The 17,040-nt window shown below is 71.7% G+C and carries 16 protein-coding genes and 1 riboswitch; of the genes, 9 read left to right on the top strand and 7 right to left on the bottom strand.

Features of this window, described 5'->3' with window-relative positions; all coding sequences use genetic code 11:
• Positions 1–23: 23 nt before the first annotated feature.
• Positions 24–106: riboswitch (ZMP/ZTP riboswitch) on the top strand.
• 25 nt (positions 107–131) lie between these two features.
• Complete coding sequence (gene glyA, locus B0I32_RS01455; RefSeq protein WP_106234242.1) at positions 132–1,382, top strand: serine hydroxymethyltransferase; 1,251 nt, start codon at positions 132–134, stop codon at positions 1,380–1,382.
• Between the two features lie 137 nt (positions 1,383–1,519).
• Here the strand turns inward: glyA and B0I32_RS01460 are convergent, their stop codons facing one another.
• The 3 genes from B0I32_RS01460 to B0I32_RS01470 are packed head-to-tail and all read right to left on the bottom strand — an operon-like array spanning position 1,520 to position 4,580.
• On the bottom strand, positions 1,520–2,731 hold the full coding sequence (locus tag B0I32_RS01460) for an amidohydrolase family protein (protein ID WP_106234244.1): 1,212 nt from the start codon (positions 2,729–2,731) through the stop codon (positions 1,520–1,522).
• Complete coding sequence (locus B0I32_RS01465; RefSeq protein ID WP_106234246.1) at positions 2,728–3,843, bottom strand: serine hydrolase domain-containing protein; 1,116 nt, start codon at positions 3,841–3,843, stop codon at positions 2,728–2,730. Before B0I32_RS01465 ends, B0I32_RS01460 begins: the two co-directional genes overlap by 4 nt.
• Positions 3,840–4,580 carry an IclR family transcriptional regulator gene (locus B0I32_RS01470; protein ID WP_106234247.1) on the bottom strand — a complete coding sequence of 247 codons (741 nt, stop codon included), beginning with the start codon at positions 4,578–4,580 and terminating at the stop codon, positions 3,840–3,842. The genes B0I32_RS01465 and B0I32_RS01470 overlap by 4 nt, the downstream gene beginning before the upstream one ends.
• A gap of 116 nt (positions 4,581–4,696) precedes the next feature.
• Between B0I32_RS01470 and B0I32_RS01475 the strand changes: the two genes are divergently transcribed.
• The 6 genes from B0I32_RS01475 to B0I32_RS01500 are packed head-to-tail and all read left to right on the top strand — an operon-like array spanning position 4,697 to position 11,273.
• Positions 4,697–6,250 (top strand): ABC transporter substrate-binding protein, encoded by a 1,554-nt coding sequence (locus tag B0I32_RS01475; protein WP_106234249.1) that lies wholly within the window; start codon positions 4,697–4,699, stop codon positions 6,248–6,250.
• A complete protein-coding gene (locus tag B0I32_RS01480; RefSeq protein WP_106234251.1) occupies positions 6,247–7,164 on the top strand; it encodes an ABC transporter permease in 918 nt (305 codons plus the stop codon). The genes B0I32_RS01475 and B0I32_RS01480 overlap by 4 nt, the downstream gene beginning before the upstream one ends.
• Positions 7,164–8,018, top strand: a complete 855-nt coding sequence (locus B0I32_RS01485; protein WP_106234252.1) for an ABC transporter permease — start codon at positions 7,164–7,166, stop codon at positions 8,016–8,018. The genes B0I32_RS01480 and B0I32_RS01485 overlap by 1 nt, the downstream gene beginning before the upstream one ends.
• Entirely contained in the window at positions 8,015–9,262 is a 1,248-nt protein-coding gene (locus B0I32_RS01490; protein WP_106234254.1) for a threonine synthase, read from the top strand. The genes B0I32_RS01485 and B0I32_RS01490 overlap by 4 nt, the downstream gene beginning before the upstream one ends.
• Positions 9,263–9,299: 37 nt before the next feature.
• Positions 9,300–10,274 (top strand): ABC transporter ATP-binding protein, encoded by a 975-nt coding sequence (locus B0I32_RS01495; protein WP_106234256.1) that lies wholly within the window; start codon positions 9,300–9,302, stop codon positions 10,272–10,274.
• Complete coding sequence (locus tag B0I32_RS01500) at positions 10,275–11,273, top strand: ABC transporter ATP-binding protein (RefSeq protein WP_106234257.1); 999 nt, start codon at positions 10,275–10,277, stop codon at positions 11,271–11,273.
• A gap of 312 nt (positions 11,274–11,585) precedes the next feature.
• Here the strand turns inward: B0I32_RS01500 and B0I32_RS01505 are convergent, their stop codons facing one another.
• The 3 genes from B0I32_RS01505 to B0I32_RS01515 all read right to left on the bottom strand — a co-directional run bounded on the left by B0I32_RS01505 (position 11,586) and on the right by B0I32_RS01515 (position 14,283).
• Positions 11,586–12,833 (bottom strand): CHRD domain-containing protein, encoded by a 1,248-nt coding sequence (locus tag B0I32_RS01505; protein WP_106234259.1) that lies wholly within the window; start codon positions 12,831–12,833, stop codon positions 11,586–11,588.
• A gap of 161 nt (positions 12,834–12,994) precedes the next feature.
• Entirely contained in the window at positions 12,995–13,738 is a 744-nt protein-coding gene (locus B0I32_RS01510) for an anti-sigma factor family protein (RefSeq protein WP_106234260.1), read from the bottom strand.
• Positions 13,735–14,283, bottom strand: coding sequence for a sigma-70 family RNA polymerase sigma factor (locus B0I32_RS01515; RefSeq protein WP_245955465.1), 549 nt, complete (start codon positions 14,281–14,283; stop codon positions 13,735–13,737). Before B0I32_RS01515 ends, B0I32_RS01510 begins: the two co-directional genes overlap by 4 nt.
• Positions 14,284–14,581: 298 nt before the next feature.
• Here B0I32_RS01515 and rsgA point away from each other — a divergent pair, with 298 nt between their 5' ends.
• Entirely contained in the window at positions 14,582–15,679 is a 1,098-nt protein-coding gene (rsgA, locus tag B0I32_RS01520) for a ribosome small subunit-dependent GTPase A (RefSeq protein WP_106234262.1), read from the top strand.
• 65 nt (positions 15,680–15,744) lie between these two features.
• Positions 15,745–16,371 (top strand): phosphoribosyltransferase, encoded by a 627-nt coding sequence (locus tag B0I32_RS01525; protein WP_106234263.1) that lies wholly within the window; start codon positions 15,745–15,747, stop codon positions 16,369–16,371.
• Between the two features lie 100 nt (positions 16,372–16,471).
• On the opposite strand, the gene B0I32_RS56275 is transcribed toward B0I32_RS01525, so the two are convergent.
• On the bottom strand, positions 16,472–16,873 hold the full coding sequence (locus B0I32_RS56275) for an ATP-binding protein (RefSeq protein WP_181306899.1): 402 nt from the start codon (positions 16,871–16,873) through the stop codon (positions 16,472–16,474).
• Between the last annotated feature and the right edge of the window lie 167 nt (positions 16,874–17,040).

Below are 17,040 nucleotides of genomic sequence, written 5' to 3' on the forward strand. Positions count from 1 at the left end.
CCTGCTCGCATCCGCTATCGTCTAGGGCGTGACGCGACTGGCGCATTGGGTGGGATCGACCACCGGGGAGCGAAAGGAGCGGAGGCCGTGCGCCTGGGTCTTCGCAACTCGTCAACGATGACAGGAGAGTCATGAGTTCTCTCGCTAGCGTCGACCCGCAGATCGCCGAGCTCATCAAGGCGGAAGAGCGTCGTCAGTCCGACACCGTCAAGCTGATCGCGTCCGAGAACTACGTGTCGAAGGCCGTCCTCGAGGCCACCGGCACCGTGCTGACCAACAAATACTCCGAGGGCTACGCGGGCAAGCGCTACTACGAGGGCCAGCAGGTCATCGACCAGATCGAGACCGTGGCCATCGAGCGGGCCAAGTCCCTGTTCGGCGTCAACCACGCCAACGTGCAGCCCTACTCCGGCTCGCCCGCCAACCTCGCCGTCTACATGGCCTTCCTGGAGCCCGGCGACACCGTGATGGGCATGGGCCTGCCGTTCGGCGGCCACCTCACCCACGGCTGGTCCGTCTCGGCCACCGGCAAGTGGTTCAACCCGGTCCGCTACGGCGTGCGCCAGGACACCGGCCGCATCGACCTCGACGAGGTCCGGCAGCTCGCGCTGGAGCACCGGCCCAAGCTGATCTTCTGCGGCGGCACCGCGATCCCGCGCACGATCGACTTCGAAGGCTTCGCCTCGATCGCCCGCGAGGTCGGCGCCGTGCTGGCCGCCGACATCGCCCACATCGCCGGCCTGGTCGCGGGCGGTGCCCATCCGTCGCCGGTCGGGCACGCCGACGTCATCTCCACGACCACGCACAAGACGCTGCGCGGCCCGCGCGGCGCCATGCTCATGGCGAGCAGCGACGAGCACGCCACCGCGCTCAGGAAGGCCGTCTTCCCCGGCCTGCAGGGCGGCCCGCACAACCACACCACCGCCGCCATCGCGGTCGCGCTGCACGAGGCCGCCCAGCCGTCGTTCCGCGACTACGCCCACCAGGTGGTCGCCAACGCCAAGACCCTGGCCGACGAGCTCGCCTCGCGCGGCTTCGACCTGGTCTCCGGCGGCACCGACAACCACCTCATCCTGCTCGACCTCACGCCCAAGGGCATCGGCGGCAAGCCGGCCGCCCAGGCGCTCGACCGCGCGGGCCTGGAGACCAACTACAACACGGTGCCGTTCGACACGCGCAAGCCGTTCGACCCGTCCGGCATCCGCATCGGCACGCCGTCGGTGACCTCGCGCGGCATGGGCGAGGCCGAGATGCGGCAGATCGGCGCCTGGATGGACGAGGTCGTCACCGCCCTGGCCAAGGGGGATGCCGAGTCCGTCATCACGCGCGTCCATCACGAGGTCAGCGAGCTCACCGCGCAGTTCCCGGCTCCGGGTCTTTAAGGTCAAGAGCTTCATCTGTTACGGCGGTGCCGGCCTGGCGCCGCCCGCCGCACGGGGCTGAGGGCCTCCAGGGTGACGCCCTCTGACCCGCACGTGGTCGGCCGCCGTCACGGCGCGAAGCGGGCCGTGACGGTGGTTCACCCGCCGGTCGCCGGTGAGGTTCTGGTGAGGGTGCCGTTGCTGATCGTGGCTACCGGGATGACGTGCTGTTTCGGGGTGAGGGTGTCGCCCTTGGCGTCCCGGTAGACGCGGTGCTCCGGGGCGGTGGTGGTGACGCGGAAGAGCGTGGCGTGGTGGATCGTGCCGTCGGCGCTCAGCCAGGGTTCCGGCATGCGCAGGATGTCGCGCGGTCGCGTCGTGACCGCGTCGATCGCGTCCTCCAGGGGCATCCCGCAGGCCACCAGCTTCGTGATCGTGGTGGCCAGGTCGTGCACCGGGCCGCCGACGTTGCGTACGTGGATGTCCGTGCTGATCGTGTGCGGCGGGAAGCCGGCCGCGAGCGCGCGGGCCGCCACCTCGAAGCTGAAGCTGGCCGCCCCGTGTCCCACGTCCAGCAGCACCCCCCGGTCCAGGGCGCGGGCCAGCGCCGGGGCCGGAGCACCGCCGCAGGTCCACGGCGTTCCGGTCTTGCCGTGGTAGCAGTGGGTGACCACGTCGCCCGTCTCCAGCAGGTCGAGCACGTCGCCGATCAGCGGCGGCGCCTCACCCACGTGGACCAGCAGCGGCAGGCCCGCCTCCCTGGCGACCAGGCGGCCGAGCTGGAGCGGCTGCAGGCCCATCGCGCCCACGATCGCGCCGCTGGAACGCACCTTCACCCCGCACACCACGTCCCGGTGCCGCTCGATCGCGGCCAGGGTGGCGTCCACATCGATGAACGACGGGTCGGCGGTCTCCCGCAGGTGCACCAGGCCGTGGGAGCCGATGTTCAGCCAGGCCCGCACCCGGGTCCTCGCCGTGGGCAAGACATAACGGACCAGGCCGTCGATGGTCGCCTCACCGGCGCTGCCCGCGTCGGCCAGCACGTGCACGCCCGCGTCCAGGCCGACCCGGTCGGGTGGCAGGCTGATCTCGGTCATGGCGTCGTAGACGTGCGTGTGCAGATCCACCCATCCCGGCCCGGCCCACAGCTCCCCGGCTTGCCGGTCCTGGTCCCGGACCTGTCCGGCGGCCCACGGCTCCCCGGTCCACCGTTCCTCGGCCTGCTCTGTGCGCGATCGGTCGTCCGGTTCGGGCAGCGGGGTCAGGCGTGCCGTGCCGTCGGAGATCGTCAGGCGGGCCGGAGACGGGGAGCCGATCACGCGCAGGGGTGTGGTCGTCAGGTCCTCGGTCGGGTTGCGGTCCCGGGTCATGACAGTGCCTCCGTGACGGCGGCGTTGTGGAAGGTTCTGCGGACGCGGCCGATCGCGTCCGAGGTGCGCGCCGGGTGCACCCGGTTGGTCAGCAGCACGGCGAAGAAGTCCAGCTCGGGGTCCACCCACAGGCTCGTCCCGGTGAACCCGTTGTGCCCGTAGGCGGCGTCGGTGAGCAGGTCGCCGCCGCTGCTCAGCGGGGGCTCGTGCGCCTGCCAGGCCAGCGTGCGGCCGAGCACCCGGGTGCCGGTCATCACGCTCAGCGTGCGCGGCGCGAGCGGGCCGCCGCCGCCCCGGCACAGCCAGCGGCCCAGCCGGGCCAGGTCGGACACCGTGCCGAACATCCCCGCGTGACCGGCCACGCCGCCGAGCACCTCGGCGTTCTCGTCGTGCACCGTCCCCTGGACGACCCGGCCGCGCCACGGGCAGTCCTCGGTGGCAGCCGCCCTGGCCCGGTCCCGCTCCGGCAGCACGAAGGTGGTGGCGTCCATGGCCAGGGGCGCGGTGATCCGGTCCCGTACGAGCCGGTCGAGGGACGTCCCGGAGGCGCTCTCCGCGATCAGCCCGAGGATCATGAAGCCCTGGGAGCTGTACTCCATCCCCGGCTCCGCGCGCAGCGGCAGGTCGACGAGGGCTTCCAGCAGCTCCTCCCGGGTCGGGAAGCGGCGGTAGAGGGGCTGCCGGCCCGGGATGCGCGAGGTGTGGGTGAGCAGTTCGGACACGGTGATGTCCGCCTTGTCAGTGCCTTCGTAGCGCGGCAGGTGGTGCGCCACCCGGTCGTCCAGGGTCAGCTCGCCCGACTCCACCAGCGCCATGACCGCGAGGCCGACGATCGGCTTGGTGACCGAGGCGAGGTCCCACAGGGTGTCCGCGCCGACCGGGTCGCCGTCCCAGCTCAGCGTGCCGAGGGCGCCGAGCTCGACCGGACCGCCCGAACGGCCCCACGCCCACGCGGCCCCCGAGAACACGCCCGCCTCCCGCGCCCGCGCCAGCACCCGCGCCGCCGCGCCGGCCGGACTGCCCGCGCCAGGCGTCGAGTCCGTCGCCGTGCTCAGCGCCGGGCCCGGCGATGGACCTCCTGCCGCCGGGCTTGCGGATCGCGGCACCGTCATGTGTTCCTCCCCAGCGCCGCCGAGACCCGGGCGGCGGCGGCCACCACCAGCGGGCCGAGCAGCGGCACGTCGTCCTCGTTCAGGTTGAGGGTCAGCCCCGCCACGCTGACCGCGCCCACCGCCGTGCCGGCCGCGTCGTGGACGACCGCCCCGACGCACCGCACGTTGGTCTCGTTCTCCTCGTCGTCGACCGCGTACCCGCGTTGACGCACCCGTTCCAGTTCGGCCATCAGCAGGTCGGGGTCCACGATCGTCCTCGGCGTGTTGCTGATCAGCGGCGCGGTGGCCGCCAGCACGGCGCGCACCTGCTCCTCGGGCAGGTGCGCCAGGATCGCCTTGCCGATCGCCGTGCAGTGCAGCGCGATCTGCGTCCCGACCCGCGAGGCCATCCGGTACGGCTGCTGCGACTCCACCTTGGCCAGGTAGACGGCCGACGAGCCGCTGCGGATCGCGAAGTGCACCGTGTGCGTGGTGTTGCGCTGCAGGTTCTCCAGGATCGGCCGGACCAGCGTGGTCATGTCGCGATCGGTGAGCGCCGCACCGGCCAGCGCGAGGATGGCCGGTCCCGAGGCGTAGGTGCCGTCGCCGTGCGAGACGGCGTACCCCTGCGCGATGAAGATCTGCAGGATCCGGTGCACGGTCGTCTTGTTGATGCCGGTCCGCAGGGCGATGTCGGCCAGGCGGCGGGGCTGATCGTGCCCGGCCAGCGCCCCCAGCACGACCAGGGTCTTCTCCACCGAGTTCATTGTCACCTGACCCAAAAGCCTTGACGGACATATCCGAAACGAGCCATATTCAACCACGTGATACGAGATTTCACCATGTGAAACGTACGAAAGGGAGGCGGGACCTCATGTCCGTCCGCGAATTGCCGACCCGCCGGGATCTGTTCAAGCTCGGCGGCCTCGCCGCGGCGGCGCTCTCCCTCGGAGCCTGCGCCAGCACCAAGCCGTCGACCGGCGGCCAGGGCGCCGCCGCGACCGCGCTGCGGGTCTCGCTGGCCTCTGACGCCACCACCCTCGACCCGCACAAGCAGGGCGACCTGCCCTCCATGAACGTGCTGATCAACGTCTTCGACACGCTCACCGTCAGGGACACGAGCGACCAGCTCGTCGGCGGCCTGGCCGAGCGCTGGGAGTCGAAGGACGACAAGACCTGGCGCTTCCACCTGCGCGAGAACGTGACCTTCCACAACGGCGAGCCGTGCGACGCCGCCGCCGTGGCCTACAGCATCGAACGCCTCATCGACCCCGCCACGCAGTCCCCGATCGTGGAGCTGCGCCTGGTCACCGGCGCGAAGGTGATCGACCCGCACACCGTGGACCTGGTCACCAAGGAGCCCGACCCGATCCTGCCGGCCAAGCTGTCGCTGTTCGGCGGGGTGATCGTGCCGCCGAAGTACATCAAGGAGAAGGGCGACGAGTTCTTCGCCGAGCACCCGGTCGGCACCGGGCCGTTCACGTTCGAGCAGTGGCAGCGCGACAGCCAGATCACGCTCAAGGCCAACCCGAAGTACTGGAACGGCAGGCCCTCCGTCGAGCAGCTCACCTTCAAGGTCATGCCGGACCCGTCGTCGTCGCTGGCCGCGCTGCAGTCAGGCGAGCTGGACGTGGTGACCGGCCTGACCCCCGACGCCGCGCAGCAGCTCGGCGACGCGCCCGGGTTCAAGGTCGTCACCTCGCCGGGCGTGCGCACGTTCTTCGTCTCGCTCGACACCGAAGAGGGCCCGCTGAAGGACAAGCGGGTGCGCCAGGCGCTCAACCACGCCCTCGACGTGGACACGCTGATCAAGTCGGTGCTCAACGGCGCCGCCGAGCGCACCCCGACGCTCATCCCGAAGCAGGCCTTCGGCTTCGACGCCTCCGTGCAGCCGTTCCAGCACGACGTGGCCAAGGCCAAGAGCCTGCTCGCCGAGGCGGGACACGCGGGCGGCTTCTCGCTCAAGCTGTCGTCCTCCACCGCCGACAAGGACATCGCGCAGGCCATCTCCGGCCAGCTCGCCGAGGTGGGCGTCAAGGCGGAGGTGTCGCTGCTCGACCCGGCCACGTTCAAAGGCCGCCTGGTTTCGGACAACCGTAAGGCGCTGGGCGAGATGTACTTCGTCGGCAACTCCGGCTGGACCATGGACGCCTCCAGCAACCTGCAGTCGTTCGTCCGCCACGACCGCCGCCAGAGCCGCTGGAACAACCCGGAAGCCGACAAGCTCATCGACACCGAAGAGCAGTCGGTCGACCCGGACACCCGGCAGGAGGCGTTCACCGCGCTGCAGAAGCTGATGATCGAGGAGTCGCCGTTCCTCTACCTGTATCAGGCGAGCATCCTGTACGCCGTCAGCGACCGGGTCCAGTGGAAGACGAACGCCAACGGCACTCTCGCCATGGCGACCGCCAAGCTCGCCGGCTCATGATCGGATTCATCGTCAAGAGGGTCGGCCACACCCTGCTCGTGCTGTTCTGCGTGGCCACGGTGGCGTTCTTCATCGTCCGGCTGGCCGGCGACCCGGTGCAGCAGATGCTGCCGCCCGAGGCCACCATCGAGCAGGAGCGCGCGCTGAGGGCGAGCCTGGGCTTCGACCGGCCGCTGCTCGACCAGTACGTCTCGTACATGACCGGCCTGCTCGGCCTGGACTTCGGCCAGTCGGTGTTCTTCCACCGCCCCGCGTTCGAGGTGATCATGGAGCGCCTGCCGCTCACGATCGACCTGGCCGTGGCCGCGATGGCGTTCACCCTGATCGTCTCGATCCCGGCCGGGATCGTGGCCGCGGTCAGGAGGGGCAGCGCGACCGACACCTCGGTCATGGCCTCGGTCCTGGTCGGCCAGTCCACCCCGGCGTTCTGGGTCGGCATCCTGCTCATCCTGATCTTCGCGGTGAACCTGCAGTGGCTGCCCGCCTCGGGCACCGGCTCGCCGGCCCACCTGGTGCTGCCCGCGATCACGCTCGGCCTCTACTCGGCCGCGATGATCGCCCGGCTGCTCCGCTCGTCGCTGATCGACGTGCTCGGGGAGGACTACATCCGCACCGCCAGGGCCAAGGGCCTGTCCGGCTTCAAGGCGGTCACCGCGCACGGGTTGCGCAACGCCTCGCTGCCGGTCGTCACCGTGGTCGGCCTGGAGGTCGGCAGCCTGCTCGGCGGCGCCATCCTGACCGAGCAGGTCTTCTCCTGGCCGGGCATCGGCCGGCTGACCGTCGAGGCGATCACCTACCGCGACTATCCGCTCATGCAGGCCACGGTGCTGTTCCTGGCGGCCGTGTTCGTCATCGTGAACCTGGTCGTGGACCTGTCCTACGCCCTGCTCGACCCCCGCGTGAGGCTGTCCTGATGCTCACCGCAACCCTGCGCGCCCTGCGCCGCAACCACGCCGCCAAGGTCGCCGTGGGCGTCATCGCGCTCGTCGTCCTGGTCGGGGTCTTCGCGCCGCTGATCGCGCCGCACGACCCCAACCTGCAGAACCTGCAGCTGAAGCTGCGCCCGCCGTTCTGGATGGACGGCAGCGAGCCCGGCTACCTGCTCGGCACCGACAAGCTCGGCCGCGACGTGCTCAGCCGGGTCATGTACGGCACCCGCGTCTCCCTTCTCGTCGGCCTGGCCGCCACGCTGCTGTCGGGCGTGGTCGGCGCGGCCGTCGGGGTCGTCAGCGGCTACTACCGGGGATGGCGCGAGCAGGTCTTCATGCGCCTGGCGGACGTGCAGCTCGCCTTCCCCTCGATCCTGCTGGCCCTGGCCATCATCGCGGTGCTCGGCCCGAGCCTGCTCTTCCTCATCCTGGTGCTCGGCCTGACCGGCTGGGTGTCGTACGCCCGCGTGGTCCGCGCCGAGGTGCTCTCGCTCAGGGAACGCGAGTTCGTCACCGCGGCCAGGGCGATCGGCGACACCGGCCCGCAGATCATGGTGCGTCACCTCCTGCCGAACATCGTCGCCCCCCTGGCCACCATCGGCACCCTCCAGGTGGCCGCGATGATCGTCGCGGAGGCGTCGCTCAGCTATCTGGGGCTCGGCGTGCCGCCCAGCGTCCCCACATGGGGCAGCATGCTCGCCGACGGCCAGCTCTATCTGCGCGGGGCCTGGTGGATCGCGGTCTTCAGCGGCGCTGCCATCATGATGACCACACTCGCGATCAACGTCACCGGCGACCTGCTCCGCGACGTCGCCGACCCGAAGGCATACCACCGATGAACCTCGCCACCCACTACACGTGCGACGACTGCCACGCCACCTTCTCGCTGGACAAGCCCGCCCTCCTCTGCGAGGCGTGCGGCGGCCTGCTGGAGATCGGCTACGACCTCGGCTCCGCCGACGCCCGCCGGATCACGGACCGGGCCGCCGCCCGCCGCGACCTCGGCCTGTGGCGGTGGGCGGACCTGCTCCCGCTGCCGCGCGGCGCCGAGCCCCTCCACCTGGGCGAGGGCGACACCCCGCTGATGCCCACGAGGAGGCTCGGCCGCCACGTGGGCCTGCCCAACCTGCTGATCAAGAACGACACCCTCATGCCCACGGGCAGCTTCAAGGACCGCGGCTTCTCCGTCGCCGTCGGCTTCGCCCGGGCGCTGGACGTCAAGCAGGCGTTCACCTACAGCTCGGGCAACGCCGGCGCCTCCTTCGCCGCGTACGCCGCCAGAGCCGGCATCGAGGCCACGGTCCTGGTCGAGGACGTGGCCAACGAGTCCAAGATCGCCGCCATCAGCCTCACCGGCGCGCGCGTGCTGCGGCTGCGCTACCGCTCCAGCCTGGAGATCTTCGCCGGGGTGAGCGCCCTGTCGGAAGCGGGTTTCTACTGCTTCGTCAACTTCATCAATCCCGTGCGGCACGAGGGGATGAAGACGTACGCGTACGAGATCTGCGAGGCGCTCGGCTGGCGCGCGCCCGACGTGATGGTGCACCCGGTCGGCACCGGCGGCGGTCTGTACGGCGCCTGGAAGGGCTTTCGCGAACTGCGCGCGCTGGGCCTGATCGACCGGCTGCCGAAGATGGTCGGCGTCCAGCCCGCCGCCTCGGCCCCGCTGGTGCGCGCGTTCGCCGAGGGCAAGACGGCCGCGGGACGCCACGGCGACGCGAACAAGACCGTCGCCCAGAGCATCGCCGGCGACGCCCCCATCCAGGGCGGCTCCCGCGTGCTGCGCGCCGTGTACGAATCCGGCGGCCGGGTGGTCGCCGTGGACGACAACGACCTGTTCGAGGCCATGCGGCTGCTCGGCGAGGAGGGCGTGTCGGCCGAGCCGTCCGCCGCCGCCTCCACCGCCGCCCTGCTGCGCGCCCGCGCCCAGGGCTGGGTGTCGGAGAGCGACACGGTGGTCAGCGTGGTGACGGGCGGCGCGCTCAAGCAGCCCTCCGCCCTCGCCCAGGCGGCCCGCCCGCCGGCCGGCACCGTCCAGGCCGACCCGGCCGAGCTGCTGCGCATCTTCAGGGAGGACCTGGTATGAGCGGCGCGTCCCGTCCGAGCCCGGAGGCGATGATCGCATGAGCAGCGTGCTGGAGATCAACGATCTGCACGTCGAGTTCCGCCTGGACGCCGACACGGTCAAGCCGGTCAACGGCGTGTCGCTGTCGGTCGAGGCGGGGGAGACCCTGGCCGTCGTCGGCGAGTCGGGCAGCGGCAAGACCGCGACCGCCCTGTCGATCCTGCGCCTGCACCCCACCCCGCCCTGCCACTACACCGGCGGCGAGATCCTGGCCGGCGGCCGGGACCTGCTGAAGCTGCCGGAGCGGGAGATGCGCGCGATCCGCGGCAACGAGATCGCCATGGTCTTCCAGGACCCGATGACCAGCCTCAACCCCCTCAAGAGCGTGGGGGCGCAGATCGCCGAATCGCTCCGCCTGCACCAGGGCCTGTCCAGGTCGCAGGCCCGCGCCCAGGCCGTCCAGGCGCTGCGCGAGGTCGGCATCCCCAACCCCGAGCAGCGGGCGGGGGAGTACCCGCACCAGTTCTCCGGCGGCATGCGGCAGCGCGTGATGATCGCGATCGCGCTGGCCTGCCGGCCCAAGGTGCTGATCGCCGACGAGCCCACGACCGCGCTCGACGTGACCGTCCAGGCGCAGATCATGGAGCTGCTCGCCGGGCTGCAGGAGCGGTTCGGGATGGCGATCGTGCTCATCACGCACGACCTCGGCGTGGTGGCCCGCTGCGCGGACCGCGTCCTGGTCATGTACGGCGGGCGCCCGGTCGAGCTGGCCGCCGTGGACGAGGTGTTCGCGGCGCCCCGGATGCCGTACACGAGGGCGCTGCTGCGTTCCATGCCCCGCTCCGACGTCCCCGGCGGAGCCCCGCTCGACCCGATCCCCGGCAGCCCGCCGAACCTGTTCTCACCGCCGGGCGGCTGCGCGTTCCATCCCCGGTGCGCGCTGGCCCTGCCCGAGTGCTCTTCGACGGTGCCGCCCCTGACCGAGCGGGCCCCGGGGCACAGCGCCGCCTGCCTGCTGGAAGGGAGTCTCTGAATGGCAGAGCCACTGCCGCCGCCACTGCCGCCGCCGCTGCTGTCGCTGCGCGGCGTGCGCAAGGAGTTCCGCTCGAAGGTGGTCGCCGTGGACGACGTCTCGTTCGACGTGCGCCCCGGCGAGACGCTCGGGCTGGTCGGCGAGTCGGGCTGCGGCAAGACCACGCTGACCCGGCTCATCCTGCGGCTGGTCGAGGCCAGCGGGGGCGAGATCTGGTTCGACGGCAAGGAACTGCTCGGGCTGCGGCAGCGGGAGCTGCTGTCCGTGCGCGAGGACATGCAGGTCGTCCTCCAGGACCCGTACGCCAGCCTGAACCCCCGCATGCGCGTGGGCGACATCGTCGCCGAGCCCCTGGTCACCCACGGCCGGGTGCGCCGCCGCTCGGCCGCCGCCCGCGACCGCGTGGCCGAGCTGCTCGACGCCGTCGGGCTGGAGGCGGGCAGCCAGGACCGGTTCCCGCACGAGTTCTCCGGCGGGCAGCGGCAGCGCATCGGCATCGCCAGAGCCCTGGCGCTGGAGCCCAAGCTGGTCATCTGCGACGAGCCGGTCAGCGCGCTCGACGTCTCCATCCAGGCGCAGATCGTCAACCTGATGAAGCGGCTGCAGGCCGAGCGGGGGCTGACGTACCTGTTCGTCTCCCACGACCTGTCGATCATGCGGCAGATCGCCACCCGCGTCGCCGTGATGAACCTGGGCCGGATCGTCGAGCTGGCCGACACCGAGACGCTGTTCACCGCGCCGCGGCACCCGTACACGCACAGTCTGCTGTCGGCGGCGCCCGTCGCCGATCCCCAGGTGGAGCGGACGCGGCGGCGCATCGTGCTCAGGGGCGACCCGCCGTCGCCCGCCGATCCGCCGTCGGGATGCAGCTTCCGCACCCGGTGCCCGGCGGCCCGCGACGAGTGCGCGCACACCCGCCCGCCGCTGGCCGCCCAGGAGGACCCCGGCCACACGGCCGCCTGCCTCTTCCCGGTCGCGGACGCCTCGGCCCTCGTCTGACCGGGCTCCGGATCTCCGGCCTGGTCTGACCGGGCTCCGGATCTCCGGCCTGGTCTGACCGGGCTCCGGACCTCCGGCCTGGTCCGACCCGGCTCCGGATCTCCGGGCCTCGTCCGACCCTGCGCCGGGATTTCCGGCCCTGGAACGGCGGAGCGCCCCGCCGCACGGGCTCCGTGTGCGGCGGGGCGCTGGTCGCGACCGGGGTTTGGCCGGAGTCACCCCGTCGCGGCGGCCGACCGGCTGACCAGGCCGGTTCGGCCGGAACGGCCGTCGGCGGGCACGGGACAGAACCGTCCCCGCCACGGCCTCGACTCAGCCGAGGAAGACGTAGTCGGCCCCGTACGGGACGCTCACCTCGGCGCCCGGCTCGCAGGCGCCGGCGGGGGCGACGCCGCCCGTGGTGTTCAGCCGCAGGATCTGCGTGGCCTGCGCCAGCAGCCCGGCGCCCGCGCCCGCCTGCGTGGCGTCGAGGACCAGCTCGGGAATGTGCGCGCCGTTCGGCGTCCTGGAGAACACCGCGCCGCGCACCGCGCTGCCGTCGGGGGCGACCCACTGCGGCGGCCCGGAGGCGGGCGTGACGAACGTGTGCTCGATGCCGCGCTTGAGCGTGGCCGTCACGCCGAGCTGGGTGAAGCCGTAGCCGCCCGCAGGAAGCTCCGTGCAGGCGTAGATCTGGCTGCCGCGCAGCACCTCGGCGGTGAATCCGCGCGGATGGGTGAAGGCCGCGCCCGACAGCCGGGCCGCCGCCCTGCCGTCGCCGGATTCGGCGGTGCGCAGGTCGGCGTGGTATCCGCCGGGGCCGGCGGCGAGGTGCTTGGCCACCTTCGGGGCGACCGGCGTCTCCCCGGTGACGCCGGTCACGTTCGCGGGCAGGCCCCGGGGGACGGTGAACAGCTCCGCCGCCACGGCGCCGTGCCGTCCCGGCGCGCCCTTGTGCAGGTGCCCGGCCGTCACCCGGCCGAGGCCCGACCAGGTGACGGTGTAGGCGATCGAGGAGCCGCCGGGACGCAGCCACCAGGTCGCCCGGCCGCCCGCCTGGGTGCCGGTGCTCGCGGAGATCGTGGCCTGGTCGCCGCCGTGCAGGACGCCGTTGAGGTCGATCGGCCTGCTGAGCCGGTGGAACTGGCCGCGTACGGCGCCCTTGGGGTGGGCGGCGTCGGACAGGTTGGCGTAGAAGCCGCCCGGGTTCTCGACGAGCGCGTCCACCACGTCGGCGCTCGCGGTGACGGTACCGGTCACGCCCAGCGCGGAGGCGGGCAGTGACCCGGGAAGTAAGTCGAGCCGGACGTCGCCCTCCGTGCCCTTGGCGCCCGCGTGCACGCGGCCCGCGGTGGGCACGCCGATCCCGTTCCACCGGGCCGCGAACGTCACCTGGTTCCCGCTGACCTTGAGCACGACCGTCGAGGCGCCGTCCGCGTCGCCGGGGGCTCCGACCTCGCTCGCGCCACGCAGGCCGGCGGCGAGATAGACGTCGTCGGCGGCCTGCGCCGGGCTCACGGGCCCCGTGAGCAGCGCTCCCGCCGCCAGCAGCGCGGGAACCAGGATTCTTCGCTTGGACATTACGGCACCTCGTCAAGGACTCTGATATTCCGGTCAGTACGGCAGGCAGTACGCGCCCGAAGCCGGGAAGGTTCACCCCGTCGCGCGGATATTTCGCTATTTCTGCCGATAAATCGAGAAAAGCCCTCCCACCAGCGGTGGAAGGGCTTCCCGAGAACCGGTCAGGCCTGGACGGTGAGCAACTTCTTACCGGCCGAGGTGACCACCTCGAAGTGGTCGATGTCCTTCAGCGGCGTCGCGCTCCCGCCGTGCATGTAGAGCGGCGTGGGCGACCCCGGCACTCCGTACCCGGCTGGAGGTACGGACCACCCGGTCATCACCCGGCGCTCACCCGACTTGCCGACGGAGATCAGCTCGCACTCCAGCGGCCCCTTCACCCCGGACAGCTTGAGCGCCGCGTGCGTGCCCCACCCCTTGGACTCCACGACCAGCCCGCCGGTGACCCCGTCGACGCCCTTGCCCTCGATGGGCCGGCCCTCGGTGTAGAACTGCTCGGCCGGGCCCATGTCGGTGCCCATGTGGCCGCCGTGGCCCTGCGCGACCGGCGCCGCCTCACCCGCGTCGAGCTGCGTGCCGATCGTCAGGCCGCCCGCCACCAGCGTGACCGCGGCCGCCATCCCGATCACGAACGTCCCCCTGCGCGTCCGCCTGTCGGCCGCCTTCTTGCGCCGGAGCAGGCCGACCACGTCGTCCTCCCTGCCGGAGGGGAGGTCAACGGTAGGGGGGCCGAGATCATGGACCGGCCCGATCCCGTGCAGCACGTTGGCCACGCCGGCCAGGTCGGACAGTTCGTACCGGCACTGCGAGCAGCCGAGGAGGTGGGCCTCGAAGGCCAGCCTGTCGTCCTCGTCCAGCAGCCCGAGCGCGTACGCCCCCACATCCGTGTGCTCGACTCTCGAACTCACGCCGTCACCCCCCTCTCCTCAAGTGCGATCCGCAACGCGCGTACGGCGTAGTAAACCCGGGACTTCACGGTGCCCACCGGGATGCCGAGCGCCTTGGCGGCGTCGTTGACCGACCGGTCCCGCAGGATCGTCTCGTTGAGGATCTCGCGGTGGGCCGGCGACAACGCCTTCAGCGCCTCGGACACGACCACCTGGTGCAGCAGTCCTTCCATCTCGTCCGGCACGGGCATGCTCTCCAGCGGTCCGTCGCCCGACTCCCGCGGCCGGGCATCCCGGCGTCGCCGGTCATCGATCACGATACGTCTGGCGACCGTGGCGAGCCAGGGCATCAGCGAGACGGAATCGGGGTCGAGCCGCTCCGCACTGCGCCACGCTCTGATCATGGTCTCCTGCACCACGTCTTCCGCCCACTGCCGATCGCCCGCGGTCAGCCGGATCACGAATGCCAGCAGGGGCCTGTGATATTCCCGGTAGAGCGCGGACACGACCACCTCGTCGTCCGGGCGTACGCGCCGGATCCAGTGTCGTAGGCGCGGCTTCCCCATCGGGGCGGCTTCCTCGGCCGAGGGCGGGGGATACGTGCTGATTCGCATCATTCCCCTTTCTCAGTCCGTCGGGAGGTGGTACGGCCAGTGGCCAGGCCGCGGTTCAACGAATCGCCGAAGATAATGCGATTGCATCGGCGGCGGCAGTCTGCGTAGAGTCGCCCCGACGACAGTTCGAGATCGAGGAGGTGAGGACCTATGCGGGTCGCCGTTTTCAGCGTGCCGTCAGTCCACCTCCGGGCGCTCACCTGAGCAGCCCTTTCTTTCCTCTTCGTTCTCGAAACAAAGGTTCACTGCGTTGTCTCACGACCTTTCCCTGCTCGGCTGGAGCGACCTGCGCGCCGCCGAGCTGCCGGCCGAAACCGTGCCCGCCCGCGTGGCCCGCATCGACCGCGGCGCCGCCGAGGTGATCGCCGCGGACGGCCAGCATCACGCCAGATACGGCGCCCGCGTGCGCCGCGCCTCCGCCGCCGACCCGGTCGCACTGCCGTGCGTCGGCGACTGGGTCGCGCTCCGATGGCTGCCCGAGGGCCGCTACGAGCTCGACGAGGTCCTGCCGAGGACCACCGCCTTCGTCCGCGGCGGCGTCAGCCGCGACTCCGTCGGGGGCCTGTCCGGCGACGGCCAGGGCCAGGTGCTCGCGGCCAACGTCGACGTCGTCTTCGTGGCCGAGCCGTCGATGCACTCGACCGACTTCGCCGACCTCGGCCGCATCGAGCGCCTGGTCGCCCTGGCCTGGGAGTCCGGCGGCACGCCCGTCGTGCTCATCACCAAGTCAGACCTGTTCGAGGACGGCCTCGACGGCCTGCTCGACGACGTCCGCGTCGCCGCTCCAGGCGTCGACGTGCACGCCGTCTCCTCGCTGCTCGGCGACGGCGTCGAGCTGGCCGCCTCCTACCTCGGCGGCTCACGCACCGCCGTCATCCTGGGCCCGTCGGGGGCGGGCAAGTCCACCCTCGTCAACGCGCTGGCCGGCGACGGCGTCATGGAGACCCAGCACGTACGCGCGGCCGACGGGCGCGGCCGGCACACCACGGTGCACCGCGAGCTGATCCCGCTGCCCGGCGGCGGGCTGATCATCGACACGCCCGGCATCCGCCGGGTGGGCCTCTACGACATCGGCCAGGGCGTCGACCTCGTCTTCGCCGACATCGAGGCGCTGGCCGAGCGGTGCAGGTTCGGCGACTGCGGTCACAACGGCGAGCCCGGCTGCGCGGTGCTGGCCGCCCTGGAGAGCGGCGAGCTGCCGGAGCGGCGGCTGGAGAGCTGGCGCAAGCTCCAGCGGGAGGCCGCCTGGATGGCCTCAAGGACCGACGCGCGGCTGCGTAAGGAGCAGCAGAACAAGTGGAAGGTGATCACCAAGGAGATGCGCCGCTCAGGCCGCAACCGCCCGTGACGGCCCGCTGAAACAGCACTCCTGGGTACAGGCGAGGAGCGGCCGTCAGCGGGTAAGCACAGGTCATGGAGTTCTTCGCGGACCGGGCCGAGGCGGGAGCCCTGCTGGCCGAACGGCTGCAGGACGCGCACGACCCGGTGATCCTGGCCCTGCCGCGCGGCGGCGTGGCGGTGGCCGCGCCCATCGCGCGGGCCCTAGGCGCGCCGCTCGACGTGCTGGTGACCAGGAAGATCGGCTATCCCCCGACGCCCGAGCTGGGCGTCGGGGCGATAGCCGAGGGCGGCGAGCCGGTGTTCGACCTGACGCTGCTGAGCCGCCTGGGCCTGACGCCCGAGTCCGTGGCGCACGTGGTGGAGGACGAACGGCGCGAGCTGGCCCGCCGGATCCGCGCCTACCGCGGCGACCGGCCGCTGCCCGCGCTCGAAGGCCGGGAGGTGATCGTGGTCGACGACGGCCTGGCCACCGGAAGCACCGCGCGGGCGGCGCTCAGGGCGGTCGCCGGGGCCCGGCCGGCGAAGGTGACGCTGGCCGTCCCCGTCGGGGCCACGGAGACCGTCGAGTCGCTGCGCGCGGAGGCCGACGAGGTGGTGGTGCTGCTCACGCCCATCGACTTCAGGGCGGTGGGCCAGTGGTACGAGCACTTCGAACAGCTCACCGACGCCGACGTCCTGCGCCTGCTGGACCGGGCCTGAGACCTGCTGAACGTCTGGACTGGGGCCGTCCGGACCGACTCAGCCCGGACTGGGGCCCTTTCAGACCGGATCCTTCGGCTCTCAGCCCTTTCGCGCCGGGTCAGCCGGCGATGACCGCCCAGACGAGTTTGCCGGACCCGCCGGGGGAGAGCCACCCCCACGTCGCGCAGAGGGCGTCCACCAGCCGCAGGCCGCGTCCGTACTCGGAGAACACGTCGGGCGCCGAGGTCACGGGGACGGTCCTGCTGTGGTCGGTTACCGCGCACGCGAGCTGCGCCTCGTGCGAGACCAGCCGTAACTGCGCGGCGCCGCCGCCGTGCCGCATCGCGTTGGTGACCAGCTCGGAGACCACCAGCTGGGTGTCGAAGGCCAGCTCGAGCGCCCCCCAGGAGCCGAGCGTCTGGTCGACGAAGCGCCGCGCCATGGCCACGCAGGCGGGTTCGAGAGCGGTGCGCTGGTGGAAGGGGAAGACGGCATCACACTCCCCGGCACGCCCTTCCACCAGGATGGGCGTAAGCCACACGGGTGGCCGGGTGCCGGTGGCGGCTTGCGGCCGAGCGTCGAAAGTCGTCATTCTGGCCCCCGAAGCGCGGTCTGGTGATCCAATGCCCATCTTTACGGGGAGCGCTTACCGATGCAAGACTTTTCATCGTTTACGGATGCGAATCG

Source organism: Nonomuraea fuscirosea, from assembly GCF_003001935.1.
GTDB lineage: Bacteria > Actinomycetota > Actinomycetes > Streptosporangiales > Streptosporangiaceae > Nonomuraea > Nonomuraea fuscirosea.

Excerpts from the sequence above, each read along its gene's own strand:
- glyA (WP_106234242.1), top strand. The coding sequence starts at position 132 with ATGAGTTCTCTCGCTAGCGTCGACCCGCAGATCGCCGAGCTCATCAAG.
- B0I32_RS01460 (WP_106234244.1), bottom strand. The coding sequence starts at position 2,731 with ATGACCCGGGACCGCAACCCGACCGAGGACCTGACGACCACACCCCTG.
- B0I32_RS01465 (WP_106234246.1), bottom strand. The coding sequence starts at position 3,843 with ATGACGGTGCCGCGATCCGCAAGCCCGGCGGCAGGAGGTCCATCGCCG.
- B0I32_RS01475 (WP_106234249.1), top strand. The coding sequence starts at position 4,697 with ATGTCCGTCCGCGAATTGCCGACCCGCCGGGATCTGTTCAAGCTCGGC.
- B0I32_RS01480 (WP_106234251.1), top strand. The coding sequence starts at position 6,247 with ATGATCGGATTCATCGTCAAGAGGGTCGGCCACACCCTGCTCGTGCTG.
- B0I32_RS01485 (WP_106234252.1), top strand. The coding sequence starts at position 7,164 with ATGCTCACCGCAACCCTGCGCGCCCTGCGCCGCAACCACGCCGCCAAG.
- B0I32_RS01490 (WP_106234254.1), top strand. The coding sequence starts at position 8,015 with ATGAACCTCGCCACCCACTACACGTGCGACGACTGCCACGCCACCTTC.
- B0I32_RS01495 (WP_106234256.1), top strand. The coding sequence starts at position 9,300 with ATGAGCAGCGTGCTGGAGATCAACGATCTGCACGTCGAGTTCCGCCTG.
- B0I32_RS01500 (WP_106234257.1), top strand. The coding sequence starts at position 10,275 with ATGGCAGAGCCACTGCCGCCGCCACTGCCGCCGCCGCTGCTGTCGCTG.
- B0I32_RS01505 (WP_106234259.1), bottom strand. The coding sequence starts at position 12,833 with ATGTCCAAGCGAAGAATCCTGGTTCCCGCGCTGCTGGCGGCGGGAGCG.
- B0I32_RS01515 (WP_245955465.1), bottom strand. The coding sequence starts at position 14,283 with ATGGGGAAGCCGCGCCTACGACACTGGATCCGGCGCGTACGCCCGGAC.
- B0I32_RS01525 (WP_106234263.1), top strand. The coding sequence starts at position 15,745 with ATGGAGTTCTTCGCGGACCGGGCCGAGGCGGGAGCCCTGCTGGCCGAA.